General features: G+C 38.0%; 11 protein-coding genes. 8 read left to right on the forward strand and 3 right to left on the reverse strand.

The features are described 5' to 3' along the window. Nucleotides 1-39: 39 nt before the first annotated feature. Both SJY44_RS04845 and SJY44_RS04850 read right to left on the reverse strand, forming a co-directional pair. Nucleotides 40-2,145: a hypothetical protein gene (locus SJY44_RS04845; RefSeq protein ID WP_396591491.1), complete on the reverse strand. Its 2,106-nt coding sequence runs from the start codon at nt 2,143-2,145 to the stop codon at nt 40-42. 41 nt (nt 2,146-2,186) lie between these two features. Continuing rightward, on the reverse strand, nt 2,187-5,129 hold the full coding sequence (locus tag SJY44_RS04850; RefSeq protein ID WP_396591492.1) for a TonB-dependent receptor domain-containing protein: 2,943 nt from the start codon (nt 5,127-5,129) through the stop codon (nt 2,187-2,189). A gap of 179 nt (nt 5,130-5,308) precedes the next feature. Between SJY44_RS04850 and SJY44_RS04855 the strand changes: the two genes are divergently transcribed. Both SJY44_RS04855 and SJY44_RS04860 read left to right on the forward strand, forming a co-directional pair. Further along, nucleotides 5,309-5,995, forward strand: a complete 687-nt coding sequence (locus tag SJY44_RS04855; RefSeq protein ID WP_396591493.1) for a response regulator transcription factor — start codon at nt 5,309-5,311, stop codon at nt 5,993-5,995. Nucleotides 5,996-6,102: 107 nt separating this feature from the next. Then, complete coding sequence (locus SJY44_RS04860) at nt 6,103-7,050, forward strand: sensor histidine kinase (protein ID WP_396592117.1); 948 nt, start codon at nt 6,103-6,105, stop codon at nt 7,048-7,050. Here the strand turns inward: SJY44_RS04860 and SJY44_RS04865 are convergent. After that, a complete protein-coding gene (locus SJY44_RS04865) occupies nt 6,975-8,087 on the reverse strand; it encodes a glycosyltransferase (RefSeq protein WP_396591494.1) in 1,113 nt (370 codons plus the stop codon). The two genes, SJY44_RS04860 and SJY44_RS04865, sit on opposite strands and share 76 nt — an antisense overlap. An 86-nt stretch (nt 8,088-8,173) precedes the next feature. Here SJY44_RS04865 and trmB point away from each other — a divergent pair, with 86 nt between their 5' ends. The 6 genes from trmB (at nt 8,174) to SJY44_RS04895 (ending at nt 12,443) form a co-directional block, all read left to right on the forward strand. After that, nucleotides 8,174-8,845 carry a tRNA (guanosine(46)-N7)-methyltransferase TrmB gene (trmB, locus tag SJY44_RS04870; protein WP_298924278.1) on the forward strand — a complete coding sequence of 224 codons (672 nt, stop codon included), beginning with the start codon at nt 8,174-8,176 and terminating at the stop codon, nt 8,843-8,845. Then, nucleotides 8,846-9,472 carry a LysE family transporter gene (locus SJY44_RS04875; RefSeq protein ID WP_298924280.1) on the forward strand — a complete coding sequence of 209 codons (627 nt, stop codon included), beginning with the start codon at nt 8,846-8,848 and terminating at the stop codon, nt 9,470-9,472. 3 nt (nt 9,473-9,475) lie between these two features. Next, entirely contained in the window at nt 9,476-9,814 is a 339-nt protein-coding gene (locus tag SJY44_RS04880; RefSeq protein WP_298924282.1) for an MGMT family protein, read from the forward strand. A gap of 119 nt (nt 9,815-9,933) precedes the next feature. Continuing rightward, a complete protein-coding gene (locus tag SJY44_RS04885) occupies nt 9,934-11,073 on the forward strand; it encodes an Mrp/NBP35 family ATP-binding protein (protein ID WP_299168218.1) in 1,140 nt (379 codons plus the stop codon). A 2-nt stretch (nt 11,074-11,075) separates the two neighbouring features. Next, nucleotides 11,076-11,315 (forward strand): NifU family protein, encoded by a 240-nt coding sequence (locus SJY44_RS04890; protein WP_163420210.1) that lies wholly within the window; start codon nt 11,076-11,078, stop codon nt 11,313-11,315. Between the two features lie 69 nt (nt 11,316-11,384). Then, a complete protein-coding gene (locus tag SJY44_RS04895) occupies nt 11,385-12,443 on the forward strand; it encodes an NAD(P)/FAD-dependent oxidoreductase (RefSeq protein WP_396591495.1) in 1,059 nt (352 codons plus the stop codon). Nucleotides 12,444-12,484: the final 41 nt, after the last annotated feature.

The raw sequence follows: 12,484 nt of genomic DNA on the forward strand, positions 1-12,484 counted from the left end.
GCCCCGCATTGCGGGGCTTTTTAAACTATATTAAATCTTTTAGTTGGTCGCCCAATCAAAGATGGTTACATCAACAGTTGCCGCAGCATCGTAAGCAGCATTTACATCGATGGTTACATTATCAACAGTAACATTGGTAGTGGCACCACCATCTCTAAAGTCAACATTAGTAGTGTATCCATCAAGAGAAAGACCTGTGATTGCAGCACCAGATTCTTTCTTAAACTGTAATGCAGTACCACCTTGGGTAGAAACACACGTCAAGTTTTCTAAAGTAGGCATGTTATTGTCACCATCAGCTTCAACAGCTGTGGAGAAACCGGCTTCAGTATGTAGTACGTAAGCATTGGTCAAGGTACCGTTCCACCCTTCAGTCCAGTCGATAGCATCGTCCTGGTTGTTTTCCATGTAGAAATTAGAAGCAGAAACTGTACCACCAAAGAACTCAACACCGTCATCGGCACCGTTCAAAATAGCAACGTTGCTAATGGTGGTTTCAGAGCCAACTGCATACAATGTAAGACCGTTGTATTGGGATTCAGAGTTAATCTGCGCACCAGCGTAGTTGATAATCAGGTAATTAATAGTCCCAGAGTCATCGGTATTGTTAGAACCACCATAAATAATGTTGCCAACTTCGGCCGTTGCATCGGTACCCTTGGTAGTGGTAGCATCACCAGCAATAACCAAACCACCCCAGTCACCAGCAGTTTCATTCCCGGATGTCATAACAACAGGATTGTCAGTAGTACCAAGGATATCAATCATTGCACCTTTTTGAACTACAATATAAGTACTGGTTGCACCCGCAGCCTGCACGTTGGCAGTAATAGTAGTGCCAGCAGGAATGGTCAATTTAGCTCCAGACTGAACACTTAAAGTACCTTGTAATTCATATGCTATTGAAGCGTCCAAAGTTAAATCAGAAGAAACATTACCTGTAAGGATTGTAGCAGTACCTACAGTTTGACCTGTTGCCCAAGAAAAAGAGTTGACATCTACTGTGGCGAGATTGGCATATAGCTCATTTGGATCGGAATCTTCACCTTCAATCTGTACATTGGAAACAGCACCCCCATCTCTAAAGTCCAATATAGTCTCGTAACCAGATATAGAAAGACCAGTGATAGTTGCACCAGATTCTTTTTTGAACTGTAATGCCGTACCCCCTTGGGTAGATAATACAGTCAGGTTAACTAAGCTTGGGTTACCGTTGTCTCCATCCGCTTCAACAGCAGTAGAGAAACCAGCTTCGGTATGTAGCACATAAGCATTGGTCAAAGTACCGTTCCATCCTTCAGTCCAGTCGATAGCATCGTCCTGGTTGTTTTCCAAATAAAAGTTGGAGGCGGAAACCGTACCACCAAAGAACTCAACGCCATCATCAGTACCATTCAACAAAGCTATATTACTAATGGTGGTTCCAGAACCAACGGCATAAAGTGTAAGTCCGTTGTATTGAGATTCTGGATTGATTTGTGCACCAGCGTAATTGATGATCAGATAATTAATAGTACCGGAGTTATCGGTATCGTTGGAGCCACCGTAGAGGAACTCACCGACTTCAGCACTTGCATCAGTACCTTTGGTGGTTGTGGCATCACCTAGGATAACCAAACCACCCCAATCACCGGGAACTTCACTATCAGATGTCATAACAACAGGATTAGAAGAAGTACCAAGGACATCAATGGAAGCACCTTTTTGGATAACAATATATGTACTGGTTTCGTCACCGGAAGCAGCCGAAGCTGTAATGGTAGTACCAGCAGGAATAGTTAATTTCGCACCATTTTCAACACTAACTGCACCATCAAGGATATAGGTTTCGCTAGCATCAAGTGTTAAGTCTTCTGTTATAGGGCTAAGAGTAGTCAAGTTTACAGAAGTGGTACACGCATTTGGACAAGAACCGCCGCAATCAACACCTTCCTCATCTCCATTCTGAATACCGTCATCACAGGTTGACTCAACAGGGCAAGCAGCACAAGTACCACCACAATCGACACCTGTTTCCGTACCGTTTTGAATACCATCGGAACACGTTGGGCCGTTACCACCATTATCATCACTACTACAACCCGTAAGAACGAGTGCAAATACAGCCATGGAGGCTATTGAAATTTTAAAGATTTTCGTTTTCATAATTAGGGTTTTAAATTTAGATAGTTAATATTTATAAGTTGTTAAAAATTATAAGTCACACCTAGACTAACGGTGCTGCCTAGTTTATAAGATCTTACCGTTTCGGTACGGATAATTCTTTGTGGCGCGTTAGGCCCCAAACGTTCATTTATGTCGGTTGAAAAATCTCGAATTTCATTTCGGTTATCCAAGACTCCCTGGGTTCTTTTTATTTCAGGATTTAAAAGGTTTTGGCCATTCAATGATACCTGCCAATGCTCACCAAGTTCTTTGCTTAACCTAGCATTAAGTACCACAAAACCATTTTCAACTATATTGTCGTTATAGGAATAATCGTAGATGTTAAACCCTTCTGCACTTCCCAAAACAAAAATTTTGTCAGACGCATAGTTGGCATTAAGAGATGCGCCAAAAGCATTTTTACCCGCAGTCTTAAGATTTAAATTGGTGTTCATTATAAAGTCCGATGCTCCTTGTAGACCTGTAGAACTATTGGTTCCAAATTTGAAGAAGTCCGTTGCACTGGCACCATCTGCAGTTGGAACAAGTTTCAAATCTTGTTCATGGTGCATAAGGGTGGCATTAAAAACAAAATTTAAGTCAACTCCAGAATCAATGTCATTTTCCTCATCATAAGTAGGTTTAATCAAGTTAATCTTGCTCTCTAGCTCAATTCCGTAAACCTCTGCCTTTTCTCCAGTATTTTCATAAGTCCATATACTTTCACCGCCACGCTGTACAGTTCTATTGATAGGATCTGTAATATCCTTATAGAATACTGCCAAGGAGATTAACTGATCATTCGTTGGAAAGAATTCCCATTTAATATCAAAATTGTTTGTAAAAGATGCGGTTAGGTTATCTGCATTACCAGTCACTTCTTGACCAGAAGGAGCTACGTATCTAAAGGGGGCGATTTCCTTAAATTCGGGTAATGTTATGGTTCTACTTGCGGCCAACCTTAAGGCATGCTTGTCATTAATCGTGTATTTTAAGTTCAAACTTGGATAAAAGTTAGAATAGTCTTGAGTCGTTTCTCCAACAATCCTTGAGCCGCTACCTCCTACATCATAACTAACAAATATTTCATCTTTTTGCAGTCTAACACCTGCATTTACCCCAAGTTTATTCAACTGAACATTAAAGTCGGCGTAAGCTGCTTGTGAAGTATAATCTCCAGTGTAAACATCCTTTGTTTCTCCGTTGGCATTTTCACTCAACCTAACAACTTGCAAAGAACCGTTGGCAAAATTTTGGGTATTTAATACACCATTCAAATTGTCCAAACTGTTGGTTCTTGTGCTAAATCTATCAACACTATTGGATTCTGTTACCCCAACAAATTCCGAACTAAAATCACGCTCTTTGTTTCGATAGAAAATACCTAATTCAATATCAAATTTTTTGCTGGAATCCCCTTCTTCATCTTCTTCGTTGATAACACTAATTACATCATTTACATAACCGTTATATTCAATATCTTCGATTAATTGTGCAGCTTTTCTTTGATTAAAACCACCTTGTGAGTTTAGTGCTACTGAAGTTTCCGGAGCAGCATCAAAGAATACTTGGTTTCTAATTCGATTGGGTTCATCGGCATTAAGCAAATTATAACCACCTGCCCAATTCAATTGGTTTTTTTCGGATAACCTATGTTCACCCAAAAGTTGCGTGACCAATAGTTTGGTTTGCTTGGTGTTTTGGTCTTTTACAAATTCCAATGGAATCCCAAAACTCCCAAAGGCACCTGTGTCATCACTAACTTGAGCCTCACCGTTTCTACCAAACTCTATAACTTCATCTTTCAATGTGTTGAGAAATGTGGTAGTAGATTTTATTTTATTCTTATCATTTATGTAATAGGTTAAATCAAATAATGCTGTATTTGTGATTTCAGACTCATATTTGGTATAATCTGACGCACCTACTTGAACAAAACCATACTCCAAAATTTGGTAGATACCTTCATTATGTCTAAAATTCTCATTATGCGACCCGGTTAGGATGAAAGAGAGTTTATTGTCAAAAAGTTTCCTCCCAAATGTTAGGTTTACACCATAATTCAATGGGTTTTCCCTAGTGGTAGGATCCCAAGATTGTTCAGTTAATTGTTGAACAAGTGTTCTGTTTGAATTGTAAAACCCAAAAGTGGTTTCATCATCTAAATTTGGAGAAACTAAAAAGTTGTCGTTAACCCCATCTTGGTATACAGATGTGTTCAAGCCACCAGAAACACCTATGCTTAACTCTGAACTTCCAACAAGTTCTCTTGAGGCAATATCGATATTGCCTGAAGCTTGATCGGCAGAGGTTTTTGCTGAATAGGTTTTGCTGATACTAATGTTTTGGATAACCCTTGTAGGAAATAAACCTAAGTTTATGTTTTTTCTATCTACATTATCAGATGGTATAGGTAGGCCATTTAATGTTGTTGATAGGTATCTATCACCCAGCCCTCTAACAAAAATATCACCAGAAGCTTCACTTTCTGTTACTCCTGAAATTTTGGTCGTTGCAGTTTTGGCATCAGAGATACCCAAATCACCTAATTCCTTTGCGCCGATACTTTCAACTACCGTAACTGCATTTTTTTGATCTAACAATAGTGCAACTTCAGAATCTTTTCTTGCAACTGTGGTAACAACCACCTCATCTAATGCCAGTCCAGATGATGCACTCATGGGTACATTTACACTAGTTACTTTATCAGCTACTACCTCAACATTTGGAATTTCGATAGTTTCATAACCTAGATAACTGTATTGTAAAGTATACACTCCGGGCTCAACATTAGAAATCTCGTAAAGCCCATCAAAATCTGAAGTTGTCCCTTGCGTTGTTCCTTTGATCAGAACATTGGCAAAGGCCAATGGTTCGTTATTCAATTCTTTGTCAGTCAGTTTTCCTATTATGCTCCCGGTGGTGGCTTGTGCACTCACCTGCACGACAACTAATAGGGTTAAAATCAATAAATAAAATTTCATTCTTAGCTAAATATTTGGCGCAAAGAACGCTACAGGTTGTAAAAGCGATGTTAGGGACGTGTTAAGTGTTTATTTGAAAACTGTTACAATAATGTTATGACATTAAATCAATGTTAAGCATTGATGAGGTTATAGTATTATATTTACATTTGGGCGATCAACATTAAAAATACCATCCCATGAAAACAAAGGAAATTAAGATTCTACTTGTTGATGATGAACCTGATATTCTGGAAATTGTAAGCTATAATCTTTCTTCTGAAGGGTACGAAGTTTTTACTGCTAAGAATGGAGTAGAAGGTGTGGCAAAGGCAAAAAAGAAAACCCCTCACCTAATTATTCTAGACGTTATGATGCCAGAAATGGATGGCATTGAAGCATGTGAAATTATAAGAAGTACGCCAGGCCTTGAGAATACTATAATAACATTTCTAACCGCTCGCGGAGAAGATTATTCACAAGTGGCAGGTTTTGATGCCGGTGCGGATGATTATATCACCAAACCTATTAAACCAAAAGTATTGGTGAGCAAAGTAAAAGCTTTACTCAGAAGGCTAAAAGAAGAAAAGGCCGATGTTGAGGATATCGTAAAGGTTGGTAACATTGTAATTAATAGAGAAGAGTACAAAATTGTCAATAATGGTGAAGAGATAGTGCTTCCAAGAAAAGAATTTGAACTTTTATCATTGTTGACTTCCAAGCCAAACAAGGTGTTTAAAAGAGAAGTGATTTTAGATAAGGTATGGGGAAATGAAGTGGTTGTTGGCGGCAGGACCATTGATGTCCATATTAGAAAACTACGTGAAAAAATAGGAGACGATCACTTTAAAACTGTAAAAGGTGTGGGCTATAAGTTTGTTTTGTAATGGCTATTAGAATAAGGAAATCTTATAAGTTTGCCTTAAGGTCATCCCTCCTTATTACCTTTTTTCTTGTTGGATTATTTGTAGCCTTTCTCATTTATAAAGGGCAGATGGACTGGTCGTTTATTGTTCTGTTTGCACTATCTTGTTTTGCTGTTTCATTTACGATACTCCAGATTAGGGTAGAACGATTTATCTACAGACGTGTTAAAAAGATATATGATGATGTTTCGCTATTGGAATCTTCATCATTCTCGTCAAAACCTGTTACCACAGATATGAAAACCTTGACTCAGGAAATTGAAAAATTTGCAGAGGACAGGAAGATTGAAATAGATACCTTAAAAATTCGTGAAGAATACAGAAAAGACTTCTTAGGAAATGTATCCCATGAGCTGAAGACCCCCCTTTTTACTGTCCAGGGTTACATACTCACTTTGTTGGATGGTGCCATGAATGACAAAAAAATTCGGGAAAAATATTTAGAGCGAGCCAATAAAGGGGTAGAACGCTTGATTTATATTGTTAAAGACCTGGATTTAATTACCAAGCTTGAAGTTGGCGGATTAAAACTGGAACGAGAAGATTTTGACATTATTGAGTTCATCCAAAATGTATTCGATCTTCTAGAAATGAAAGCAGCAAAAAAGGAAATCAGCCTAACTTTTGATATGGAATACAAAGATCCTATTTATGTAAACGCTGATAGAGAGAAGATACAACAGGTGGTCAGTAATCTTCTTGTAAATTCTATTAAATACGGTCATCCAAATGGAACAACAGAAGTAAGTGTTGAGAATCTTATTAAAAACAAGGTCATTATTAGGGTGACAGATAATGGGGAAGGGATACCAAAAGAGCATATCCCAAGGCTTTTTGAGCGTTTTTATCGTGTAGATCAAAGTGGTAGCCGTGCTGAAGGAGGTTCAGGATTGGGGCTTTCCATCGTAAAACACATTATGGAGGCACATGATGAAAAAATTTATGTTGAAAGTGAAGAAGATGTAGGTTCCGAGTTTTCTTTTACTTTAGAAAAAAGTAAAAACAAGCTAGCGTAGTCAATATCTGATTCAAATTGCTTTAACCCCTCAAAAGTATCCAACCTCTTCAAATCATCAAACTTAAAATCGCTTTGATTACTATAGGGAACTAGATTTTGTTTTTGCAAACGTTTTGCAAGGTATTCCTGCTCATATTGCCCCGGTGTAGGGATAAAAAATGCTTTTTTTTCTAGTTTGGCCAAATCCATTACAGTGGTATATCCAGAACGACAAAGTACTTTGGTACTTTGGTTCAAAGCAGTTTGCAATTCTTGGGATTGCATAAAATTACAAATAGTGAGGGAGCCATTCAAGGTCTCAAATTCTTCAATAAATTTTTTCTCTTCAATTTTACCTTCTACAAAAAGTATATTTCCATCATATTGTTGAAGTTCCTCCAGAAGTTTTTCCTCCAAGATGGTTCGTTGAGGCTCAGGACCAGAAAGTAGAATCATTAAATCGTATTTCTGCTCAACAATTATTTTTTCAAACCTACTTAGAGGGCCTAAATATTTAATATTGATTTTAGATTTTTTCAAATGTCCCAGCTTACCAGTAAGGTTTGGTTTTCCCTTAACATCTGGCACCCAGCAGGCATCAAACTTTTTAATGATTTTTTGATGTGCCTTAGAACTCATCCAAGTTGTATTCCCAGAAAGGACATTAAGTTGATGCGTGATAAAAACACAAGGCACTTTTTTGTAAAATACTCCCAAACGGTTGTCAGAAATAATACCATCCAATTGATGCTCTTTGACCAACTGTTTTATAGCTTTTTTTTCCTTCTTCATTGCCTTCAACACTTTTGGGGAATCCCAGATCATCTTAATTTTAAAATTCTTGGCCTTTTCAGCATAAGTTATCTTGTATGAAGGCAATTCAAAAGAAGGAAGGTCTGGAAACTCCTTCTGTAAAAGCGAAAGAGCAATACCGTCCGATGCTAAATAAGGTTGGTGACCATAAGCTAGAAGAGCATTTATAATTGGGATGCATCTTGTGGCATGACCTAATCCCCAATTTAATGGGGCAACCAAAATGCGTTTAGAGTTTTGCATCACAACAAAAAAACAAAATCAAAATTGCTTTTGGATTTCCTTAGTTTTGCCAAAACATTAAGTTTTTGCACATTAAGAGAAGTTAAGTGGGAAGTAAGAACAAACTTAAAAGATTTAAGGAAAACGAAACTTTTCCAAATGTAATCCAGCCTCAGAGAGAAAAGGTTTTAGAAGGATTCGAATTTAAAGGGAATTGGTCATCTTTTTTTAAAAATGAAAACCCTTTGGTTCTGGAATTAGGCTGCGGTAAAGGAGAGTATACAGTTGGTCTCGCACAGAAGAATTCGGATAAAAATTTTATTGGAATTGATATTAAAGGAGCCAGGTTTTGGAGAGGAGCCAAATCTGCCCAAGAAACAGAACTAAATAATGTGGCTTTCGTGCGCACACAAGTTGAACTTGTAGATCATCTTTTTGGAGAGAATGAGGTAGATGAAATTTGGATTACCTTCCCTGATCCACAAATAAAATACAAACGCACCAAACACCGTTTGACCAACCCGCTATTCCTTGAAAAATATAAACATATATTAAAACCAGATGGAATTGTAAATTTAAAGACCGATAGCGAGTTTATGCATGGATATACACTTGGTCTTTTGCAAGGATTGGGTTGTGAAATTTTGTATTCCAACCATGATGTATATAAAAATGAAGGAAGCCCGGCTGAAGTTTTAGAAATCCAAACTTTTTATGAAAATCAGTATCTTGAGAAAGGAAAACCAATCACTTACATCCAATTTCGGATCACAAACTAAATGACGCACCTGTTAACTCTTTTCTTTTTCACTTTTTTAGCGGCCTTTGGAGCTTCGGTACCGCCTGGTTTATTGAATATGAACGCAGCTAAAACTAGTGTCGAAAAAGGGAAAAGCAATGGAATTGTTTTTGGTTTAGGAGTGTCTGTAATGGTCATTTTTCAAACCTACATTGCTGTTAGAATAGCAAAGTATCTTTCAAGGAATCCAGAAGTGATAGGTATGCTATTGCAAATTGCGCTAGTGGTATTTGCGATATTGGCTATTTTTTTCTTTTTGAAAGGAAAAAAACAAAACGACCACCCGATTGATTTTGAGCAGGGCAAGAAACGCAGTAGCTTCACAAAAGGTCTTTTTTTAGCCGCTATCAACCTCTTAACAATACCTTATTACAGTGGTGTAAATTCGGTGTTTCATACACAAGGATTTATGAATTACAAAGTTATTGATGAGGTGATTTTCATCTTAGCTGCTGGTTTAGGTACTTTTTTGGTGATGTATTTGTACGCCTTTTACTTTAATAAAATGGAACGGAAAACCAATCGCTTTTCCAAAAACTCCAACTATATTTTGAGTGGTTTAATGTTGGTTTTATTGATGATTACACTAATCAAAATTTTCTACTGATAGATGGAGGAACCTAACTTTTTTGATAAGGTCTATGAGGTGGCAAAACAAATACCCTATGGCAAGGTCACTTCTTATGGAGCTATAGCAAAGTATTTGGGCGCTGCTAGAAGCGCTCGAATGGTTGGTTGGGCCATGAACAATTCAGCGGCAAAGGATGTTCCAGCTCACCGGGTTGTAAATAGAATTGGGATGCTCACGGGAAAACATCATTTTGATGGCACTAGCCTTATGCAGCAACTTTTGGAAAATGAAGGTGTAGTTGTGAGGGATAACCAAATTGTAGATTTTAAAAAGCACTTTTGGGACCCGGGAAAAGAATTTGAATCAGAATTGGGATAGCATAAACTCTGGTTATTCCACCATCTTCATTTTCAATATACAAACTTCATTATCTAACCCCCAAGCCGTATCTTTGTAATTTAGAATCAGTTTAAACGACTGCAATTAAAACAGGATTAATGAAGCTGAATAAAGCAGACATTCTCAAGGCATTAGAAAACATATCCGCCCCGGGCGAAGGACAAAATATTGTAGAAAGTGGAGCGGTGACCAATGTACAAGTATTTGGAGATGAAGTTGAGGTAGATGTTACCATAAAGAACCCTAGTCTTCAAGCTAGAAAGAAAACAGAAGTGGAGATTTTAAAAATCATCCATAGAGAAGTTTATGAAAAAGCAAAGATCAAGATTAACGTTAAGGTTGAGGCACCTTCAAAACCTAAAGTAAACCAGATTAAAGGGAATCCAATTCCCGGTATTCAAAATATAATTGCCGTAGCTTCTGGCAAAGGTGGCGTTGGAAAATCTACCGTCACGGCTAATTTGGCAGTTACGTTGGCCAAAATGGGCTTTAAGGTAGGGTTGTTGGATACAGATATTTATGGGCCATCTATGCCCATAATGTTTGATGTTGCCTTAGAAAAACCTTTGTCCATTAACGTGGATGGTAAAGCAAAAATGAAGCCTGTTGAAAATTACGGAGTTAAACTGCTTTCCATTGGTTTTTTCACACAACCAAATCAAGCCGTAATCTGGAGAGGCCCTATGGCTTCAAAAGCCTTAAATCAAATGATTTTTGATGCACATTGGGATGAACTTGACTTTCTTCTACTGGACTTGCCTCCTGGAACTGGCGATATCCACCTAAGCATTATGCAGTCGCTGCCGGTAACAGGTGCCGTAGTGGTTAGTACTCCTCAAGAAATTGCCTTAGCAGATGCTAGAAAAGGAGTTGCTATGTTCCAGCAAGAAGCTATAAGCGTTCCTGTGTTGGGTATTGTGGAAAACATGGCCTACTTTACACCAGATGAACTGCCTAGCAACAAATACCATATCTTTGGAAAGGATGGTGCCAAAAACTTGGCAACGGATTTAGATATTCCATTTTTGGGAGAGATTCCTTTGGTACAGAGCATTCGAGAAGCGGGTGATGTGGGAAGACCAGCAGCTTTGCAAACAGCTACGCCAATTGAAGAAGCATTTGAAGAATTAACAAAAAGTGTCGTTCAAGAATTGGTAAGAAGAAATACAGATTTACCACCAACGGAAGCAATAAAGATTACCACAATGGCAGGATGTGCCGCCGTTAAAAAGAAATGATTATGACGTCAGAAGAGATAAAAACAAATGTTCAAAAAGCCTTAGATGAAATTCGTCCTTTTTTACAAAGTGATGGAGGAGACATTTCATTGATTTCTATAGATAATGGAAGTTCGGTCAAAGTGAAGCTTGAGGGCAATTGCATTGGCTGCAGTGTTAACCAAATGACCTTAAAAAGTGGTGTGGAAATGACCATAAAAAAGTATGTTCCTCAGATTGAAGAAGTCATTAATGTAAGCTAGTCTGACAAAAATCATAAATCCTTCCTAGAACAAATCATAAGTTGCGCAGATATCTAAATACGATTCTGAATGATTAAAACCGATATACTGATAATTGGAGCGGGCCCTACGGGTCTTTTTGCTGTTTTTGAGGCAGGTCTATTACAGCTAAAATGCCATTTAATAGATGCTTTGCCACAACCAGGAGGGCAATGCTCAGAAATATACCCTAAAAAACCGATTTACGATATCCCCGGTTTTCCAGAAGTTTTGGCTGGAGAACTAGTGGATAACTTGATGGAACAGATAAAGCCATTTCAACCAGGCTTTACTTTGGGAGAACGCGCTGAGAAGATTGAAAAATTAGAAGACGGTTCTTTTGTAGTCACTACAAATAAAGGAACGCAACATCACGCACCCATTATTGCCATTGCAGGAGGTTTAGGGAGCTTTGAGCCAAGAAAACCATTGCTGGACAATCTATCCAAATTTGAAGACAAAGGAGTTGCCTATATCATCAAGGAGCCAGAAATCTATCGAGATAAGAAGGTGCTAATAGCAGGAGGAGGAGATTCTGCATTGGACTGGTCTATCTTTCTTGCAGATATTGCTTCAGAGGTTACGTTGGTTCATAGACGTAATGAGTTTCGTGGAGCTTTAGACTCTGTCGAGAAAGCGCAGCAATTAAAGAATCAAGGAAAAATTAATTTGATTACACCTTCTGAAGTAGTTGGGTTACATGGTGAGGAGAGATTGGAAAAAGTTTCCATCAAAAGAACAGACACTTCTGAAGAAATTGATTTAGAAGTCGATAATTTTATTCCACTCTTTGGGCTTTCGCCTAAATTAGGGCCTATTGCGGATTGGGGCTTGGAAATTGAAAAAAATGCGATAAAGGTGGACAATACACTGGACTATCAAACCAATATTCCAGGAATTTATGCCATTGGTGATGTCAACACCTATCCTGGTAAGTTAAAATTGATTTTATGTGGTTTTCATGAGGCCACTTTAATGTGCCAAAGTGCATACCAACGCATATTTCCAGATAAAAAATATGTTATGAAGTATACCACGGTTGGTGGTGTAACTGGTTTTGATGGAAGTAAAAAAGAGGCTCCTAAAGCTGTTGTAAAATCTATTGACTAGTGAAATAGTTTGATGGTGAAGTAGTAAAAAAGTGTTGAGTT

The organism is Allomuricauda sp. R78024, from assembly GCF_044596045.1.
In the GTDB taxonomy this organism is placed as follows: Bacteria; Bacteroidota; Bacteroidia; order Flavobacteriales; family Flavobacteriaceae; genus Flagellimonas.

Coding starts and splice junctions, on each gene's coding strand:
- SJY44_RS04890 (WP_163420210.1), top strand. CDS start 11,076: ATGACGTCAGAAGAGATAAAAACAAATGTTCAAAAAGCCTTAGATGAA.
- SJY44_RS04865 (WP_396591494.1), bottom strand. CDS start 8,087: ATGCAAAACTCTAAACGCATTTTGGTTGCCCCATTAAATTGGGGATTA.
- SJY44_RS04845 (WP_396591491.1), bottom strand. CDS start 2,145: ATGAAAACGAAAATCTTTAAAATTTCAATAGCCTCCATGGCTGTATTT.
- SJY44_RS04855 (WP_396591493.1), top strand. CDS start 5,309: ATGAAAACAAAGGAAATTAAGATTCTACTTGTTGATGATGAACCTGAT.
- SJY44_RS04875 (WP_298924280.1), top strand. CDS start 8,846: ATGACGCACCTGTTAACTCTTTTCTTTTTCACTTTTTTAGCGGCCTTT.
- SJY44_RS04850 (WP_396591492.1), bottom strand. CDS start 5,129: ATGAAATTTTATTTATTGATTTTAACCCTATTAGTTGTCGTGCAGGTG.
- SJY44_RS04880 (WP_298924282.1), top strand. CDS start 9,476: ATGGAGGAACCTAACTTTTTTGATAAGGTCTATGAGGTGGCAAAACAA.
- SJY44_RS04885 (WP_299168218.1), top strand. CDS start 9,934: ATGAAGCTGAATAAAGCAGACATTCTCAAGGCATTAGAAAACATATCC.
- SJY44_RS04860 (WP_396592117.1), top strand. CDS start 6,103: ATGGACTGGTCGTTTATTGTTCTGTTTGCACTATCTTGTTTTGCTGTT.
- SJY44_RS04895 (WP_396591495.1), top strand. CDS start 11,385: ATGATTAAAACCGATATACTGATAATTGGAGCGGGCCCTACGGGTCTT.